Source organism: Streptomyces sp. NPDC048636 (assembly GCF_040650655.1).
GTDB lineage: Bacteria > Actinomycetota > Actinomycetes > Streptomycetales > Streptomycetaceae > Streptomyces.
In genome coordinates this window covers 584,537-602,595 of sequence record NZ_JBEZHR010000002.1, presented here as the reverse complement: position 1 = coordinate 602,595, position 18,059 = coordinate 584,537, and the positions used below count along the sequence as shown (strand labels likewise).

At 72.1% G+C, this 18,059-nt stretch carries 11 protein-coding genes; 5 read left to right on the top strand and 6 right to left on the bottom strand.

The features are described 5' to 3' along the window. Window positions 1-16 precede the first annotated feature (16 nt). Window positions 17-1,378 (bottom strand): type I glutamate--ammonia ligase, encoded by a 1,362-nt coding sequence (gene glnA / locus AB0C66_RS08535; RefSeq protein ID WP_362434567.1) that lies wholly within the window; start codon window positions 1,376-1,378, stop codon window positions 17-19. A gap of 502 nt (window positions 1,379-1,880) precedes the next feature. Between glnA and AB0C66_RS08530 the strand changes: the two genes are divergently transcribed. Both AB0C66_RS08530 and AB0C66_RS08525 read left to right on the top strand, forming a co-directional pair. Next, window positions 1,881-3,587, top strand: coding sequence for a multicopper oxidase family protein (locus AB0C66_RS08530; protein ID WP_362434565.1), 1,707 nt, complete (start codon window positions 1,881-1,883; stop codon window positions 3,585-3,587). A 125-nt stretch (window positions 3,588-3,712) separates the two neighbouring features. Continuing rightward, window positions 3,713-5,476, top strand: coding sequence for an NAD+ synthase (locus AB0C66_RS08525; protein WP_362434563.1), 1,764 nt, complete (start codon window positions 3,713-3,715; stop codon window positions 5,474-5,476). 396 nt (window positions 5,477-5,872) lie between these two features. Here the strand turns inward: AB0C66_RS08525 and AB0C66_RS08520 are convergent, their stop codons facing one another. The 4 genes from AB0C66_RS08520 to AB0C66_RS08505 all read right to left on the bottom strand — a co-directional run bounded on the left by AB0C66_RS08520 (window position 5,873) and on the right by AB0C66_RS08505 (window position 10,913). Then, window positions 5,873-7,078, bottom strand: coding sequence for an MFS transporter (locus AB0C66_RS08520; protein ID WP_362434560.1), 1,206 nt, complete (start codon window positions 7,076-7,078; stop codon window positions 5,873-5,875). Window positions 7,079-7,213: 135 nt separating this feature from the next. Next, window positions 7,214-8,239, bottom strand: a complete 1,026-nt coding sequence (locus AB0C66_RS08515) for an endonuclease/exonuclease/phosphatase family protein (protein WP_362434558.1) — start codon at window positions 8,237-8,239, stop codon at window positions 7,214-7,216. A 275-nt stretch (window positions 8,240-8,514) separates the two neighbouring features. Then, window positions 8,515-9,291 (bottom strand): TetR/AcrR family transcriptional regulator, encoded by a 777-nt coding sequence (locus tag AB0C66_RS08510; RefSeq protein WP_362434556.1) that lies wholly within the window; start codon window positions 9,289-9,291, stop codon window positions 8,515-8,517. Then, window positions 9,288-10,913, bottom strand: coding sequence for a DHA2 family efflux MFS transporter permease subunit (locus tag AB0C66_RS08505; RefSeq protein WP_362434554.1), 1,626 nt, complete (start codon window positions 10,911-10,913; stop codon window positions 9,288-9,290). Before AB0C66_RS08505 ends, AB0C66_RS08510 begins: the two co-directional genes overlap by 4 nt. 245 nt (window positions 10,914-11,158) lie before the next feature. Between AB0C66_RS08505 and panB the strand changes: the two genes are divergently transcribed. The 3 genes from panB (at window position 11,159) to AB0C66_RS08490 (ending at window position 14,055) form a co-directional block, all read left to right on the top strand. Beyond that, on the top strand, window positions 11,159-12,049 hold the full coding sequence (gene panB / locus AB0C66_RS08500; protein WP_362434551.1) for a 3-methyl-2-oxobutanoate hydroxymethyltransferase: 891 nt from the start codon (window positions 11,159-11,161) through the stop codon (window positions 12,047-12,049). A 156-nt stretch (window positions 12,050-12,205) separates the two neighbouring features. Continuing rightward, window positions 12,206-13,231 (top strand): ATP-binding cassette domain-containing protein, encoded by a 1,026-nt coding sequence (locus tag AB0C66_RS08495; RefSeq protein ID WP_362434549.1) that lies wholly within the window; start codon window positions 12,206-12,208, stop codon window positions 13,229-13,231. Beyond that, window positions 13,228-14,055, top strand: coding sequence for an ABC transporter permease (locus tag AB0C66_RS08490; protein ID WP_362434546.1), 828 nt, complete (start codon window positions 13,228-13,230; stop codon window positions 14,053-14,055). Before AB0C66_RS08495 ends, AB0C66_RS08490 begins: the two co-directional genes overlap by 4 nt. A gap of 145 nt (window positions 14,056-14,200) precedes the next feature. On the opposite strand, the gene AB0C66_RS08485 is transcribed toward AB0C66_RS08490, so the two are convergent. Continuing rightward, window positions 14,201-17,869, bottom strand: a complete 3,669-nt coding sequence (locus AB0C66_RS08485; protein ID WP_362434544.1) for a BTAD domain-containing putative transcriptional regulator — start codon at window positions 17,867-17,869, stop codon at window positions 14,201-14,203. Window positions 17,870-18,059 lie beyond the last annotated feature (190 nt).

The window sequence follows — 18,059 nt, the reverse complement described above, 5'->3', positions numbered from 1 at the left end:
ACCCGCTGAGCTGCGCCTACAGCACCGGCAGGTTCTTGCGCAGTTCGAACGGTGTGACCTCGGAGCGGTACTCCTCCCACTCCTGCTTCTTGTTGCGCAGGAAGAAGTCGAAGACATGCTCACCGAGGGTCTCGGCGAGCAGTTCGCTGCGCTCCATCAGGGTGATGGCCTCGCCGAGGTTCTGCGGGAGGGGCTCGATGCCGAGGGAGCGGCGCTCGGCGTCGGAGAGGGCCCAGACGTCGTCGTCGGCTCCGGCCGGGAGTTCGTAGCCGCCCTCGATGCCCTTCAGACCCGCCGCGAGCAGCACGGCGTAGGCGAGGTAGGGGTTGGCGCCGGAGTCCAGGGAGCGGACCTCGACACGGGTGGAGCCGGTCTTGCCGGGCTTGTAGAGGGGGACCCGGACCAGCGCGGAGCGGTTGTTGTGGCCCCAGCAGATGTAGGAGGGGGCCTCACCACCGGCGCCCGCGGTGCGCTGGGAACCGCCCCAGATGCGCTTGTAGGAGTTGACCCACTGGTTGGTGACCGCGGAGATCTCCCCGGCGTGGCGGAGCAGCCCGGCGATGAAGGAGCGGCCGATCTTGGAGAGCTGGAACTCGGCGCCCGACTCGTAGAAGGCGTTCCGGTCGCCCTCGAAGAGGGAGAGGTGGGTGTGCATACCGGAGCCGGGGAACTCCGAGAACGGCTTCGGCATGAAGGTGGCCTGGACGCCCTGCTCCAGCGCCACCTGCTTCATGACCAGACGGAACGTCATGATGTTGTCGGCGGTGGAGAGCGCGTCGGCGTAGCGCAGGTCGATCTCCTGCTGGCCGGGGGCGCCCTCGTGGTGGGAGAACTCGACCGAGATGCCCATGGATTCGAGCATGGTGATGGCCTGGCGGCGGAAGTCCATGCCGATGTTCTGCGGCGTGTGGTCGAAGTAGCCGGAGGAGTCGGCGGGTGTCGGACGGCTGCCGTCCACCGGCTTCTGTTTGAGCAGGAAGAACTCGATCTCGGGGTGGGTGTAGAAGGTGAAGCCGAGGTCGGAGGTCCGGGCGAGGATGCGCTTGAGGACGTAGCGGGGGTCGGCGAAGGAGGGGGAGCCGTCCGGCATCAGGATGTCGCAGAACATCCGGGCGGTCCCGGGGGCCTCGGCACGCCAGGGGAGGATCTGGAAGGTGCCGGGATCCGGCTTGGCGATCATGTCGGACTCGTAGACGCGGGCGAATCCCTCGATCGCGGAGCCATCGAAGCCGATGCCCTCGTCGAAGGCGCCCTCGAGCTCGGCGGGTGCGACGGCGACCGACTTCAGAAAGCCGAGCACGTCGGTGAACCACAGCCGCACGAACCGGATGTCGCGCTCTTCGAGCGTCCGGAGCACGAACTCCTGCTGCTTATCCATGGTCCCCAATCCTTGCAGGTCAAGCGGCTCTTTCGGCGGGCGCCAGGCACCTGTCGCGGCCCAGTATCACGCGGCGGGGTTTCCGGGAGGTTTCCTCCGCCCGCCCCGCCCCGCACCACGATGTGTGCATCGTACTTTCCAGGGTGCCGCGACGGACCCAACCGTTCCACGCCCCGGCGGCGCCTTCGAGGAAGCGATACCCCTTGGGGGTAAGGTGCCGATTATCACGATCATCGGACATCAGGATTTCGGCACGTCGGGAACGACCGGACGGAGGCACCGGTGCACGCACAGCGGAGGGTGACCGCCGGCCGCGGCCGGCCACCGCACCGTGCCGTGTCCCGTACTGCCGGGGTCCCCGGTCCCGCCGTCCCCTCCCCCCGCCCCCCACTGGTGCCACGGCGCATAGAGCGGCGCGTCCGCCCCGTCCCCCACGCGGGGCACGGCGGGCGCGCTGTCCTCCCCTGCGCACATCACGACACCAGCATTGGGGTGCTCTCTCATGCACGCACACTCTCGCCGCGCCGTGCTCGGCGCGGGAATCGCCGCCGCGGGCACGGGTCTGCTCGGCGCCTGTAGCCCCTCCGTGCCGCCCGACACCATGGGCGAGAGCGGTATGGACGGCAACGGCATGGACACCTCCGGCAAGGGCGGCGACGCGGTCGCCGCGCCCCGCCCGGAGTACGTCTCCCCCGACGGCCCCGAGGTCATGGCCGCCGAGCGGCAGCGCGGCGCGGGGCCGGTCCGGCGGTTCCAGCTGCTCGCCACCGCCACCACGCTCGACCTCGGCGCCCGTACGGTGAAGTCCTGGGCGTACGGCGACATGCTGCCGGGCCAGGAGATCCGGGTCACCGCGGGCGACACGCTCGCGCTCACCCTCACCAACAACCTGCCGCAGCCCACCTCACTGCACTGGCACGGCATCCGGCTGCGCAACGACATGGACGGCGCACCGGGCCTCACCCAGCGGCCGGTGGGGACCGGCACGGCGTACGACTACCGCTTCACGGCGGCGCACCCGGGCACGTACTGGGTCCATCCGCACTCCGGTGTGCAGCTGGACCGGGGGCTGTACGCACCGCTGATCGTCGAGGACCCGAAGGAGCCCCTGTCGTACGACAAGGAGTGGGTCATCGTGCTCGACGACTGGCTCGACGGGGTCGGCGGCAGTACGCCGGACGCGGTGCTCGCGGAGCTCAACGGCCGCGGGGGCCCGGGGATGGACCACGGCGGACCGCGGCGCGTCCCCGCACCCGCCGGCTCGGCCGCGTCCCCCGCCCCCGCGAACGCGGCACTCGCCGCCGCGGCGAACGACAAGACGAAGGGCAGGACGAAGGGCAAGGCGAAGGGCAGGAAGGGGAGGGCGAAGGCGGCCCTCCGCCCGCCGCCCCGGAGCCTGAGGGGCGGTGGCAGCGCCCTGCTGGGCGGGGTGGCGGGCGATGTCGCCTACCCCTACTACCTGGCCAACGGCCGCACCCCGCACTCCCCGCAGGTCTTCCGCGCCAAAACCGGTGACCGGGTGCGCATCCGCATCATCAACGCGGGCGGTGACACCGCCTTCCGGGTCGCTCTGGGCGGCCACCAGATGACCGTCACCCACACCGACGGCTATCCGGTGGTGCCCGCGCGGACCGATGCCCTGCTGGTGGGCATGGGCGAGCGCTACGACGTGGTGGTCAAGGTCAAGAGCGGGGTGTTCCCGTTCGCCGCCCTCGCCGAGGGCAAGGGGCGGTCCACGATGGCCGTACTGCGCACCGGCGGCAAGGGGCCCCGGAACTTCCCCCGCCCCAAGGAGCTGGACGGCGAGCTGCTCACGGCCGCCCGGCTGAAGGCGGCGGAACAGGTGCGGCTGAGCCCGCGCGAGCCGGACCGTACGATCCGGATGCGGCTGACGGGGTCGATGCGCCACTACGACTGGTCGATCAACGACAAGCCCTACGACCCGGCGCAGCGCTATCCGGTACGGGAGGGCGAGCGGGTCCGGATGACCTTCATCAACAGCACCTCGATGTGGCATCCGTTCCATCTGCACGGCCACACCTTCGCGCTGCCGGACGGCGGGGCGCGCAAGGACACCGCGATCCTGCTGCCGCATTCCCGGGTGAGCGTGGACTTCGACGCGGACAATCCGGGGTTGTGGATGATCCACTGCCATAACGTCTACCACTCGGAGTCGGGGATGATGACCGTCCTCGGCTATCAGCGCTAGGGGGTCTCCGCCCCCCGCGCCCCCGGTCCGGGACCGCCTCCCTCCCCCTCCTCTCCTCCCGTCGGAGAACGTGAGAAGGGAGACAGTCCCGGCCATCGCGTCAGACAGACGATTAGACTGGTCGCGTGCCTCAACTTCGCCTCGCTCTGAACCAGATCGACTCGACCGTCGGTGACCTCTCGGGCAACGCCGAGTCGATCGTCCACTGGACCCGGCACTCCGCCGAGCAGGGCGCCCATCTGGTGGCGTTCCCCGAGATGGTGCTGACCGGCTACCCGGTCGAGGACCTCGCGCTGCGCTCCTCCTTCGTCGAGGCGTCGCGTACCGCGCTGCACGCCCTCGCCGCCCGGCTGGACGACGAGGGCTTCGGCGAGCTGCCCGTGGTCGTCGGCTATCTGGACCGCAGCGAGCGGGCCGAGCGGTTCGGCCAGCCCGCCGGTGCCCCGCAGAACGCGGGGGCGGTGCTGCACCGCGGCCGGGTCGCCCTCACCTTCGCCAAGCACCATCTGCCGAACTACGGCGTCTTCGACGAGTTCCGCTACTTCGTGCCCGGTGACACGCTGCCCGTCGTCCGGGTCCACGGCGTCGATGTCGCCCTCGCCATCTGCGAGGACCTGTGGCAGGACGGCGGCCGGGTGCCCGCCGCCCGTTCGGCCGGGGCCGGGCTGCTGCTGTCCATCAACGCCTCGCCCTATGAGCGCGAGAAGGACGACACCCGCCTCGACCTGGTACGCAAGCGGGCCCAGGAGGCGGGTTGCACCACCGCCTACCTCGCGATGATCGGCGGCCAGGACGAGCTGGTCTTCGACGGTGACTCGATCATCGTCGGCCGTGACGGCGAGGTGATCGCCCGTGCTCCGCAGTTCGCCGAGGGCTGTGTGCTGGTCGACCTCGATCTGCCCGCCGCCGATCCGGACTCCGTCCCGGAGGGGGTCGTGGACGACGGGCTGCGCATCGACCACCTCACCCTCTCCACCGATCCGCTCCCGGCGTCCCCGTCGGAACCGGAGCGGCTGGCGGGCGGCGAGGCCGAGCGGCTCGGCGACGACGAGGAGGTCTACACGGCGCTGGTGGTGGGGCTGCGCGCGTATGCCGCGAAGAACGGCTTCCGCAGTGTGCTGATCGGGCTCTCCGGCGGGATCGACTCCGCGCTGGTCGCGGCCATCGCCTGTGACGCGATGGGCGCGCAGAACGTCTACGGCGTGGCCATGCCGTCCCGCTACTCCTCCGAGCACTCGATCGCCGACGCCACCGAGCTGGCGCGGCGCACGGGGCTGAACTTCCGCACCGTCCCCATCGCCCCGATGTTCGACGCGTATATGGGCTCGCTCCAGCTCACCGGGCTGGCGGAGGAGAACCTCCAGTCGCGGCTGCGCGGCACGATGCTGATGGCCCTCTCCAACCAGGAGGGCCATATCGTGCTCGCGCCGGGCAACAAGTCCGAGCTGGCCTGCGGCTATTCCACGCTCTACGGCGACTCGGTCGGGGCGTACGGCCCGATCAAGGACGTCTACAAGACGTCCATCTTCCACCTGGCGCAGTGGCGTAACCGCGCGGCGGAGGAGCGGGGCCAGACCCCGCCCATCCCCGAGAACTCGATCACCAAGCCGCCCAGCGCCGAGCTGCGTCCCGGCCAGGTCGACACGGACTCACTGCCGGACTACGACGTCCTGGACCGGATCCTGGAGCTGTACGTCGACCGGGACCGGGGCCGGGAGGAGATCGTCGCGGCGGGCTTCGACGACGAGCTGGTCACGCGGGTGCTGCGGCTGGTGGACAGCGCGGAGTACAAGCGGCGTCAGTACCCGCCGGGTACGAAGATCTCCGCGAAGGGCTTCGGCAAGGACCGCCGCCTCCCCATCACCAACCGCTGGCGCGAACGCCCCTGACGCGGCCGCCCCGCCCGCCGCCCGCCGTCTCCAACCGGAAGGCCCCGGGCCGGGGCCCGCACGCGGCAAGCATCGCCCGCCCCGGGCCGGGCACCAACGCCGTCCCGGCCCGCCGGGGCCACGGCCGGTATGCCCCGGGGCCCGCGCACGGCACGCGTCGGCCGCCCCGGGCTTGGGAGGCACGCCGACCCGGCACGCCGGGGTCGCGGGCGGTACGCCCGAGCCCCACGCGCACGGCGCGCACAAGCCCGAGCCCGGTGCGCCGGGGCCCCACGCGTACGCCCCACACGGCGCATGGGCCCGGCCCTGGGCCCGCCGGGCTCACCGATCCGGGACCCCCGGGCCCGGGAGGGCCAGGGGCGGGTGCGGCCGGGACGGGTGCCGGAGGGCCGGGGGTCAGTTGACTTCGGACATCCGCGGCAGCGACTCGCTCGTCGCCACCACCCGCGACGGCTCCTCCGGCGTGCGGTCGAGGCGGCCCGCGAGGAGGGCGATGGCGAGACCGATCAGGGCGAGAGCCGCGCCGACGAGGGTGGGGGAGGTCCAGCCCCAGCCCGCCGCGATGGCCACGCCACCGAGCCAGGCACCGCCCGCGTTGGCGAGGTTGAAGGCCGAGTGGTTGGAGGCGGAGGCCAGGGTGGGAGCCGAGCGGGCCTTGTTCATGACCAGCATCTGGAGCGGGGTGGTGGTCATGAAGCCGACCGCACCCAGCACCACCACCGTGGCCAGCGCCGCCCACGTCGTGTGCACGGTGACGTCGAACAGGAGGAGCACCGCGGCCAGCGCCGCCAGCGAGCCGTACAGGGTGGGCCGCAGGGCCCGGTCGGTGAGCGGTCCCGCGGCGAGCGCGCCCAAGGTCATACCGATGCCGAAGAGCGCGAGGACCACCGTGACGGAGGACTCGGCGAGGCCGGTGACCTCGGTCATCATCGAGGCGAGATAGCTGTAGACGGCGAACACCCCGGCGAAGCCGAAGACGGCGGTGAGCAGGCCGAGCAGTACCTGACGGTCGCGGAGCGCGCCCAACTCCCGGCGGAGACCGCCCTGCTGGTCCAGCGGGACCTGGGGGACGAGGCGGGCGATGGCCGCCATGGCCACGACCCCGATCCCGGCGACGACCAGGAAGGTCGCGCGCCAGCCCAGGTGTTGGCCGAGCAGGGTGGCCACGGGGACGCCGATGATGTTGGCGATGGTCAGGCCCAGGAACATGGTGGCGACGGCGCGGGCCCGCCGCTCCTCGGCGACCAGGCGGGCCGCGACCACCGCGCCGACCCCGAAGAACGCGCCGTGCGGCAGCCCCGCGAGAACGCGTGCGGCCACCAGCGGGCCGAAGGAGGGGGCGAGCGCGGAGGCGAGGTTACCGACCGTGAAGAGCGCCATGAGCAGCACCAGCATCCGCCTGCGCGGAACGCGGGAGCCGAGGGCGGTCAGCAGCGGAGCGCCCACCACGACGCCGATGGCGTACGCGGAGACGAGGTAGCCGGCGGTGGGCACCGAAGTGCCCAGATCGTCCGCGACATTGGGCAGCAGGCCCATCATCACGAACTCGGTGGTACCGATGCCGAAGGCGCTCACCGCAAGCGCGAGCAGAGCCAGGGGCATGAGAGACCTTTCACAACGACGGAGAAACGGCGGAGAGACGCCATACGGGGATGGTTATGTTCTCACGCTAAACAAAGTCTCTCACGCCGTTTGTTCCCCCGGTGCGACACCGAGATGAACGGCTGAGGTCCGGCCTCAGAAGTCGAGCGACGCCGACACCGGCAGATGGTCGCTCCCGGTCTCCTTCATCGTCCACGCCCCGACCGGGTCCAGTCCGCGCACCATGATCTGGTCGATCCGCGCCATCGGGAACGAGGCGGGCCAGCTGAAGCCGAAGCCGTCACCGGCGGCGCCCTGGGCGGAGCGCATCTGGGAGGTGACGGGGGCGAGCGCCCGGTCGTTCATCGTGCCGTTCAGATCGCCGAGCAGCACCACCCGGTCCAGCTTCTCGTCCTCGATGGCCTTGCCCAGCGCCATGGCGCTGTCGTCGCGCTGCCCCGCCGTGAAGCCCGCGTTGAACCGCACCCGCACCGAGGGCAGATGGGCCACGTACACACCGACCTTGCCCTGCGGAGCGGCGACGGTGGTGCGCAGCGCACGGGTCCAGCCGAGCTTGATGTCCACCGGTTCGGTGGCGGAGAGCCGGTACTTGCTCCAGACGCCGACCGTGCCGCGCACCTCGTGGTACGGGTAGGCGTCCTTCAACGCCCGTTCGTAGACCGGCACCGCGTCCCCGGCGAGCTCCTCGAGCGCCACCACGTCCGCGCCCGAGGTGCGCAGAATGTCGGCGGTGCCGTTCGGGTCGGGGTTGTCCGCGTTGACGTTGTGGGTGACGACGGACAGGTCGCCGCCGTGGTCCGCCTTGTCGAAGAACATCAGCCCGCCGAAGAGGTTCAGCCAGACGGCGACCGGCAGCACGAGCGCGAGGACGGCACTGGCCGACCGCCGGACCAGTCCTAGGATCAGCAGCACCGGGATGAGCAGCCCGAGCCAGGGCAGGAAGGTCTCCGACAGACTGCCGAGGTTGCCGATGTCGTTGGGGATCTCCGCATGGAAGATCATCACCAGCCCGAGCAGCACCGCGATCCCGGCCAGCACCAGTCCGCGCCGCCAGATCCCGCGGTCGTTACGGAGCCGGTCGAGCAGAAGGGCGACCTTGGATCCGGGGCGCTGGGGGGCGCCCCCGGGCTGGTCCGTCTCCTGTGTGTACGCCTGCGCCATTCGCTGTCCCTCACTGCCTCAACTGCCGCGCCTAGGGAAGACCATAGGCGATGACCAGGGCGTTTCCCGACGTCGCCATCGGGCGTTCCCGCTGTCGAGGACGATAGGGGATCGCGTGGGGGTTCCGAGTCGGGACGTAGGAGGGCCTGTTGTGACACAACAGGCACAATCCATCGCGAGGGATCCGTGCGGAACTCGTGCGGGAGGGATCCTCCACCGTCACCCCCGCGGGGAGGATCCTCCACCCTCACCCCTGGGGGGAGGATCCTCCGGGGTCAGCCGCGCGGGGAGACTCTCGGCTCGCGCGGGGAGACTCCCTCCAGGACCGTGTCCACGATCCGCTCGGCCAGCCCCTCCGGCAGCTCCCGCCACTCGTGCAGGATGGCGCGCGTCAGCATCGGCCCGGTGAACAGTTCGCCCAGCAGTTCCAGGTCGACGTCGTCGCGGATCTCCCCGCACTCGACACCGCGGCGCAGCACATCCCGCAGCGAGGCGCGCCGGGCCGCTATCACGTTCTCCTCATAGGCCCGCCACAGCTCGCGGTTGGCGTGCATCTGCGTGACCACGCTGCGCAGCAGGGCGGAGTTGCGCTTGGCCAGTCCGCGCCGCCGCATGAACTCGAGGTTGGCGACGATGTCATCGCGCACCGAGACACCGGCCGGTTCCGGGCCGGTTTCCTCCAGGGAGCGCAGCACATCGAGCATCAGGGGGCCCTTGCCGGGCCAGCGGCGGTAGACGGTGGCCTTGCCGACGCCCGCCTCGCGCGCGATCCGCTCGATCGACAGCCCGTCGACCGTGGTGCCCTCCTCCAGCAGCCGCAGCGCGGCCTCGATGATCGCGGCGTCGGCGGCGGGGCTGCGCGGCCGCCCGCGAACCTTGGCGGCGGCACAGCCGAGCGCGGCCCGATCGCCCGGATCGGCCCCATCGGACACGACGTCGGTCACCGCGTCGGCCGCGACCTCCGACGTCACATCGGTCGCCGCATCGGACACGACATCCGACGCCGCATCGGGCGCCACGTCCATCGCCGCATCGGGCGCCACGTCCGTCATCGGTTCGCCTCCGCCTCCGCCCGCTCCCGCGGCTGCCCGCCCCCGGGCGCCTGGTCGCCGCTCTCCTTGCCGGGCAGAAAGGCTAGTACGACCAGCGCGCCGAACAGGGCCACTCCGGCGGAGCCGAGCGCCGTGATGTGCATGGCGTGGACGAAGGAGTCCTGGGCCGGGCCGATCAGCGCGTGCCCCTTGGGGCCCAGCCGCTCGGCGAGACCGAGGGTGGCCTCGACGGACTCGCCCGCGGTGTGCCGTACGGAGTCGGGCAGCCCGGGGACGGCGTCCAGGCTGTCCTGGATCCCCTCGCGGTAGGCGGTGGAGAGCACCGAACCGAGGACGGCGACCCCGAGCGCACCGCCCACCTGCCGGAAGGTGTTGTTGAGCGCCGATCCGGAACCGGCCTTCTCACGGGGCAGCGCCTGCATGATCGAGGTGGTGACCGGCGGCATGATGTGCGCCATTCCGGCGCCCTGGGCGAAGAACAGCACCTCGAGGATCCAGATCGGACTGTCCACGTCCAGCAGCAGGAACCCGGACATGGCGGCGGCCACCAGCAGCATGCCGCCGGTGCACACCGCACGGGCGCCGAACCGCTCGACGACCAGCCGGGCACGGGGCGCGAAGAGGAGCTGGGCGATGGCCAGCGGCAGGATCAGCAGCCCGGAGTCCAGGGCGCTGTAGCCGCGCACGCTCTGGATGTAGAAGACCATGAAGAAGGTCACACCCATGAGGGCGAAGAAGACCAGGGCGATGGCGGCGACGGCGGCCGAGAAGGCGGGCTTGCGGAAGTAGCCGACGTCGATCGACGGATGGTCGATCCGCTTCTCGTGCAGCACAAACACGGTGAGCACGGCGAGCCCGCCGCCGATCGTGGCCAGCACCTGCGCGTCGGTGAAGTCGGCGAGCTGGCCGCCCTTGATGATGCCGTAGACCAGCAGGACCAGACCGATGACGGAGAGCACCACGCCCAGCGGGTCCAGCCGTCCGGGCCTGGGGTCCTTGGAGTCGGGCACCAGCAGCACCATCGCGATCAGCCCGACGATCACCACGGGGACGTTGATGAAGAAGACCGAACCCCACCAGAAGTGCTCGAGCAGCAGTCCGCCGGTGATCGGGCCGATGGCGATGGCGAGGCCGACCGCGGCGACCCAGATGCCGATGGCCTTGGCCTGTTCCTCGCGTTCGAAGACATTGACCAGGATGGCGAGGGTGGCGGGCATCACGAAGGCGGCGCCCAGGCCCATCAGCGCGCGGAAGCCGATGAGTTCGGCGGGCGAACCGGAGAACGCGGCGAGCACCGAGCCGATGCCGAATACGGCCATCCCGCCGAGCAGCACCTTCTTACGGCCCAGCCGGTCACCGAGGAGACCCGAGGTGAACAGCAGCCCGGCGAAGACCAGGGTGTACGAGTTGATCGCCCACTCCAGCTCGGACTGGGTGGCGCCGAGGCCGGTGGGCTCGGGCAAGGCGATGGTCTTCATCGCCACGTTGAGTATGGAGTTGTCGAGGACGACGACCAGGACGCTGAACATCAGGACGACGAGGATCGCCCAGCGTCTGCGGTGGATCGCCTCGGAGACGCCGGACCCGCCGGGGGCGTCCTGGGTGTGGGAGGGAGTTGCCATACGGGCCAGACTAAGTCCATTGCGATACGGAACCGTCTCGTATTGAAAACTCTTTGCGATGCTTTGGCCAACGACGACGGCCGAAGGGGACGGGGAAGAGGCCGGGAAGGGGTGGGGCGAGGGTGGCCAAGGCCACCGCCCTGACCTCCGGCGCCCACTTTCCCCCCGACCGGAGCCGTGCCAGCATGGGAGTGGTCCGGGGACGCCGTCAGGGCGCCTCGAGATGACGAACAGGAGCCGTCGTAATGACGCACGTCAGCCCTGCGCAGAAGCAGTCCGGCAGCGGTACGAACGGTCCGGCAGCGGCCGACAAGGCGCTGTACGGAGGGACCGGATCCCGCCGCATCACCGTCCGTGACATCTCCGCCGCCAAGGAGCGCGGCGAGAAGTGGCCCATGCTCACCGCCTACGACGCGATGACCGCCTCCGTCTTCGACCAGGCCGGCATCCCGGTCATGCTGGTCGGCGACTCGATGGGCAACTGCCACCTCGGCTACGAGTCCACCGTGCCCGTCACGATGGACGAGATGACCCTGCTGTCCGCCGCCGTCGTACGCGGCACCCGGCGCGCCCTCATCGTCGGCGATCTGCCCTTCGGGTCGTACCAGGAGGGCCCCGTCCAGGCGCTGCGCAACGCCACCCGGCTGATCAAGGACGCCGGGGTCGGCGCGGTGAAGCTCGAGGGCGGTGAGCGCTCCGCCCACCAGATCGAGCTGCTGGTCCAGGCCGGGATCCCGGTGATGGCCCATGTCGGCCTCACCCCGCAGTCCGTCAACGCCTACGGCGGCTACCCCGTCCAGGGGCGCGGCGAGGAGGCCGCCCAGCAGCTGCTGCGGGACGCCAAGGCGGTACAGGACGCGGGTGCCTTCGCGGTCGTGCTGGAGCTGGTCCCGGCCGAGCTGGCCGCCGAGGTGACCCGCTCGCTGCACATCCCCACCGTCGGCATCGGCGCGGGCCCCGACTGTGACGCCCAGGTCCTGGTGTGGACCGATATGGCGGGGATGACCGACGGCCGGGTGCCGCGCTTCGTCAAGCAGTACGCCCAGCTGCGCCAGAGCCTCGGCGACGCGGCACGGGCCTTCGCGGAGGACGTGGTCGGCGGGGCGTACCCGACCGCCGAGCACTCCTTCCGCTAGCCGGACAGGGGCCGGCCCGGCCCCGGGCCCGACCGGCTTCCGGTGAGCCACCGCGGTACACCGACAGCCCGCCGATCTTCCCCCGTCGGCGGGCTGTCCGCCGTCTGTCTGCCGTCTGTCGGTGGGATGTCGGTGGTCGCTGTCATGGTGGTGGACATGAAGCGACAGGAACACACGATCAGAGGCGGCAAGGCCGTCGAAGTTCGGGGGCTGGTCAAGCACTTCGGTGACACCAAAGCGGTCGACGGCGTCGACCTGGAGGTCCCGGAGGGCACTGTCCTCGGTGTGCTCGGCCCGAACGGGGCCGGGAAGACCACTCTCGTCCGCTGTCTGTCCACGCTGCTGGTGCCGGATGCCGGGACCGCCGTGGTGGCCGGGTACGACGTGGTGAAACAACCCCGCCAGCTGCGCCGCACCATCGGGCTCACCGGGCAGTACGCCTCGGTGGACGAGAAGCTGTCCGGCTGGGAGAACCTCTACATGATCGGGCGGCTGCTCGATCTGCCCCGTAAGGACGCCCGCCGCCGTGCGGACGAGATGCTCGAGCGGTTCTCGCTGACGGACGCCGCCAAGCGGGCCGCGCGCACCTACTCCGGCGGTATGCGCCGACGGCTCGACCTGGCCGCCTCCATGATCGGCCGCCCCTCCGTGCTCTATCTGGACGAGCCGACCACCGGTCTGGACCCCCGCACCCGTAACGAGGTGTGGGACGAGGTCAAGCGGATGGTCGCCGACGGCTCCACGGTGCTGCTCACCACGCAGTACATGGAGGAGGCCGAGCAGCTCGCGGACGACCTCACGGTCATCGACCGCGGCAAGGTCATCGCCGAGGGCCGGGTCAACGAGCTCAAGGCCAAGGTCGGCGGGCGCACCCTCCAGATCCGCCCGTCCGATCCCCAGGAGCTGCCCCGGATGGTCGGCGCCATCGCACAGGCCGGGCTGGACGGCGTGGGCAGCGCCACCGCGGACAGCGCGGAGGGCCTGGTCAATGTGCCCATCATCAGCGATGAGCAGCTGACCGCGGTGATCGGGCTGCTCGGTGAGCGCGGCTTCACCATCGCCGGGATCGACACCCATCTGCCCAGCCTCGACGAGGTGTTCCTCGCCATCACCGGCCAGAAGACCTCCACCCCCGAGGACGAGGCCACCACCCACGACATCGCCCAGGAGGTCGCCGCATGAGCGCGGCAACGATGACCGCGCCCGCCAAGGCGCTCCCCGGCGAGGGCCGGATCGGGCCGCGGGCCAATCTGCGCCACATCGGCGCGCTGGTCCGCCGGAACGCCCTTCAGATCAAGCAGGACCCGGAGTCGATGTTCGACGCCGTGCTGATGCCCATCATCTTCTCGCTGCTGTTCGTCTATGTCTTCGGCGGCGCGGTGGCGGCGGGCGACCGCGGCGCCTACATCAACTACTTCATCCCCGGGATGATGGCGATGGGTGGGCTGAACATCGCGATGTCGGTCGGCACCGGTGTCAACGACGACTTCCAGAAGGGAGTCATGGACCGCTTCCGGACGATGCCGATAGCCCGCTCCTCGGTGCTGATCGCCAAGCTGATCGTGGAGACCGGGCGGATGATGGTGTCCACCCTCATCCTGCTGGCCATGGGCTTCCTCATGGGCTTCGAGCTCAAGACCGGCCCGCTGGAGCTGCTGGGCGCCATCGCCCTCGCGCTCCTCTTCGGCTCCTCGCTGACCTGGATCTTCATGCTGCTCGGCCTGTCCATGAAGACGCCGCAGGCGGTCCAGGGCGTCGGCATGCTGGTGATCATGCCGCTCCAGTTCGGCTCGTCCATCTTCGCGCCGACCAGCACCATGCCCGGCTGGCTCCAGTCCTTCACCAAGTACAACCCGCTGTCCCAGCTCGCGGATGCCGCGCGGGCGCTGACCAGCGGCCACGGCGCGATCGCGCATCCGGTGACGGTCTGTCTGCTGTGGGCGGTGGCCATCACGGTGGTCACGGCTCCGCTGGCGGTGGCCAAGTTCCGCAACAAGACCACCTGAGGGGGCGGGGGTCTCCCTCCCGCGGCCGCGACCGCCGATCATGTGAGCCGCACGGGGGGCAGCTCACCTGGCCGGCGGTCGCGGCGGTGTGCGGAATCGCCTGGGACCGGAGCGGCTCGGCCAGCGCGGCTCGGACCAGGACGGCTCAGACCAGGGCGATGGCCTCCTCCAGGGACAGGCCGGCGCCCTCGCCGTATGCCCGGCCGTACGCCGCGTCCCCGAGCCGGGCCCGCGCCGCCGCCTCGGCGCGCTCCCGGCTCGCGCGCTCGTTGCCGGAGCGCCAGTGGGGGTGGGAGCCGCGCAGTTCGTCGTACGCCCCCAGCAGTCGCGCCGCCGTCCCGGCCCGCTCCGCGCCGCCGAGTGCGCCCAGCGCCTCGGCTCCGGTCAGCAGCTGGGTCACCGGGACGAACGGCGCGACCAGCGCCGTTATCGGGTCCGCCGTCTTCTTCAGGGCCGCGCGCACCCCCACCAGGGCGTTGCCCGGTCGCGCCTCCTCCAGATCCAGCCAGGCCAGCAATCCCTCCGTGATGCCCTGGAAGAGTTGTAGCGCCCGGAGCTCGAACTCCGAATGCAGCGCGGTCAGCTGGGCGCGCGCCTCGCCGAACCGGCCCGTGGTGCCGTAGCGCAGGGCCAGGTGCATCCGGGCGTACGACAGGGCCTCGGCGCCCGCCTGCGGGCCCCGGTCGACCACCTCGCGCAGCGTCCGCTCGCCCTCGGCGGCCTCCTCCTCGTCCCCGAACTCCACGAACACCCCGGCCAGCCGGGCCCGGAGCAGCACCACCTGCTCATGGGCGCCGAGGTCCTGTGCGCAGCGGATCGCCGCGCGGTAGTCCTCGGCGGCGGCCGCGCCGTCGCCCCGCTGTTCCCGCGCCTCGCCGCGGCCGGACAGCGCCTCGGCCGCACCCCAGGCGTCACCGAGCCGGAGGAAGATCTCCAGGCTCTCGTCGGCGTCGCCGGTGCCTTCGGTGCTGTCGGCGTCGCTATGGGAGCGGCCGTCGCGCTCGTTGAGCAGTTTGGCGCGCAGCTGGAGGGTGAAGGCCAGCTCCCAGGTGTGGCCCAGCTCCCGGCAGGTGCGCACCGTTTCGCCGGCCATCCCCCGCAGCAGGTCGAACTCACCCTTGATGATCACCGCGAAGAACCACAGGAGGCCGGGGAGACGGCAGGTCTGCGGCAGCCCCGGCCGGTAGGCGGCGACGATCCCCTCCAGGTCGCGCTGGGCGGCCTCGCCCGTCATCGACTGGAGGTCACCCTCGATATTGGCCAGCGCGAACAGCCGTACTCCGCGGCGTGCTTCGGCCAGCAGCTCCGGTGTCATCGGGGGCGGGGCGTCGGTACAGCTGCTGTGCAGCGGCGGGGCGGGGGCCACCGGCGGCGCGAACGGGTTCGGGCCGAGTTCGGCGGCGGCCGTGGCCCAGTGGCGGGCATCGGCGCGGTGGCCGCGCAGGTTCCAGAACCAGCCCAGGGAGAGCACCAGGCACAGCGCCTCCTGCTCGTCGCGGGCGGCGATGGCGCGGCGCAGCGCGGTGCGCAGGTTCTCGTGCTCGCCCTCCAGCCGGTCCAGCCACGCGCGTTGCTCCGGGCCGCGGAGCAACGGGTCGGCGGTGCGGGCCAGTTCCCGGTACGCCACGAGGTGGCGGCGCTCGGCCGCGGCCCGCTCCGCCGCCTCGTCCAGGCGCTCCCCCGTGTACTCGGCGACGGTCTCCAGCAGCCGGTAGCGCATCTCGCCGGTCGCTCCGGGAGCGGCGACGACAAGAGACTTATCGACAAGTGAGCCGAGCAGCGCGGCGACGTCTCGGGGATCGACGGCGTCGGGGCGGACGGGGGCGGAGTGATCCGCATCCGCCGCATCCGCCGCATCCGCGCAGACCGCTTCGGCGGCCGGGAGGTCGCAGCCGCCCGCGAAGACCGACAGTCGGCGCAGGACGGTGCGTTCGCGGGTGTCGAGCAGGTCCCAGGACCAGTCGACGACCGCTCTGAGGGTCTGCTGGCGTGGCAGGACGGTTCTGCTGCCGCTGGTCAGCAGCCGGAACCGGTCGTCGAGCCGGTCGGCGAGCTGGCGCGGGGTGAGCAACCGCAACCGGGCCGCGGCCAGTTCGATCGCCAGCGGCAGACCGTCGAGACGGCGGCAGATCTCGGCGCAGGCCGCCGGATCGTCGTCGGTACGGAACCCTTGGCGCGCCGCCGCGCCCCGGTCCTGGAGCAGCCGCAGCGCGACCGGGTCCGGGAGCGGTTCGACGGGCCGGATCAGCTCTCCGGGCACGGCGAGGGGTTCACGGCTGGTGGCCAGGACGGCGACACCCGGGCAGCGGGCCAGCAGTGTGTCGGCGAGCCGGGCGGCGGCCTCGACGAGGTGTTCGCAGTTGTCGAGCACGATCAGCATGCGGCGGGGTTCGCAGTGCTCCACGAGCCGGGTGAGCGGATCGTGGCTCGCGGGGTCGGCGGCGGCCCGCAACCCCTCGGCGGCGGTGCCGCGGATGACGGTCTCGCGCCCGCCGAGCGCGGTGAGCACCGTCTCCGGGACGGTCTCCGGGTCGTCGACGGGCGCCAGTTCGGCCAGCCAGACGCCGTCCGGCCAGGCGGGCCCGACCGCCTCGGCGGCCTCCTGCGACAACCGCGTCTTCCCGGCCCCGCCGGGCCCGAGCAGGGTCACCAGCCGATGCCCGGCGAGGTCGCCCCGCAACCCCTCCACATCGGCCTCCCGCCCCACGAAGCTGGTGAGCCGAGCCCGCAGATTCCCACCCACGCCCGGTGCCGCCACCGGACCCCCCGCCGGGGCGGCCGAAGTGACGCGCGCACCGGCCCCGGGCGCCGCCGAGGGCGCCGGGGCACCCGGGCCCGTACACGCCCCGGGCGCGGCCGGGACGCCGGGCTCAACAGCACCCCCTGGCACGGCAGCGGCCGCGGGGCCCGCGCCGGGAGCGACGTGGACGGCCGGGAGCGCCACCCCGCCCGGAAGGGCGTAGGCACCCGGGGCCGCGGGGTGCGCGGAAGCGGCGGGCGGGCCCGCAGCCCCGGCGCCCGCCGAAGCCGGGGGCTCGGGCGCCGCCGACGACGTGGCACCGGCGGCAGCCCCCGGCGCCGCCGGGACGCCGGGAGGCGGGGTCAGCAGGGCCGCGTGGAGGGCTCTCAGGTCCGGGCCGGGGTCGGCGCCGAGGCGGGTGGCGATCTCGGCGCGGATCGTCTCGTACGCCGCGAGCGCCTCCGCCGGGCGGCCCGCGTCGCGCAGGGCGCGGATGCGCAGGGCGTGCAGGGGCTCGTCCAGCCGGTGCGCGGCGCACAGTTCGGTGAGCGCCGGGAGGGCCTGGGCGGCGCGGCCGAGGGCGAGGTCGGCGGCGTACCGGGCGCGGCGCGCGTCCAGACGGCGGGCGTCGGCGCGGGTGGCCGCCGCCGTGCCGCCCGGCAGATCCGCGAGGGCGGGTCCGCGCCATAGTGCGAGGGCGGTGCCGAGGAGGTCGGCCGCCCGGTCCGGGGCGCCCTCGGCGAGAGCGCGGTCGCCCGCTTCCGCGAGCCGCTCGAAGCGGTGAAGATCGACGTCGTCGGGGTCGGCGGCCAGCCGGTAGCCGCCCGGGGCGGAGGTCACGGCCTGCTTGCCCAGGGCTCGGCGCAGCCGTACGACGAGGGCTTGGAGCGCGGCGTGCCCGTCCGCGGGCGGGTCGTCGTCCCAGATGTGGGCGATGAGGGCGCCGGTGGTGCACAGCCGCCCCGGGCTCAGCGCGAGGGCGGCCAGCAACGCCCGCAGCCGTGCGCCACCGAGTGCGACAGGGGTGCCGTCGTCACGGTGGGCCTCGGTGGTGCCGAGGATGGCATAGCGCACGGGCCCATTGTGGTCGATGGCCCACGCGGCCGGAGGCCGCCCTCCGCAGCCCGGACGGCTTCGTGCCGCCGTGGCATGGTGACCCCCGCCGCCCCCGTCGTCGGGGCGGCGGGACCCGCCGCCGTGACGCCCGTCACACAGGGCTCCGTACGGGCAGGAACTCACCGCACACTGGTCCACGTTCCTCCCT

Coding starts and splice junctions, on each gene's coding strand:
- glnA (WP_362434567.1), bottom strand. CDS start 1,378: ATGGATAAGCAGCAGGAGTTCGTGCTCCGGACGCTCGAAGAGCGCGAC.
- AB0C66_RS08530 (WP_362434565.1), top strand. CDS start 1,881: ATGCACGCACACTCTCGCCGCGCCGTGCTCGGCGCGGGAATCGCCGCC.
- AB0C66_RS08520 (WP_362434560.1), bottom strand. CDS start 7,078: ATGCCCCTGGCTCTGCTCGCGCTTGCGGTGAGCGCCTTCGGCATCGGT.
- AB0C66_RS08515 (WP_362434558.1), bottom strand. CDS start 8,239: ATGGCGCAGGCGTACACACAGGAGACGGACCAGCCCGGGGGCGCCCCC.
- AB0C66_RS08510 (WP_362434556.1), bottom strand. CDS start 9,291: ATGACGGACGTGGCGCCCGATGCGGCGATGGACGTGGCGCCCGATGCG.
- AB0C66_RS08505 (WP_362434554.1), bottom strand. CDS start 10,913: ATGGCAACTCCCTCCCACACCCAGGACGCCCCCGGCGGGTCCGGCGTC.
- panB (WP_362434551.1), top strand. CDS start 11,159: ATGACGCACGTCAGCCCTGCGCAGAAGCAGTCCGGCAGCGGTACGAAC.
- AB0C66_RS08495 (WP_362434549.1), top strand. CDS start 12,206: ATGAAGCGACAGGAACACACGATCAGAGGCGGCAAGGCCGTCGAAGTT.
- AB0C66_RS08490 (WP_362434546.1), top strand. CDS start 13,228: ATGAGCGCGGCAACGATGACCGCGCCCGCCAAGGCGCTCCCCGGCGAG.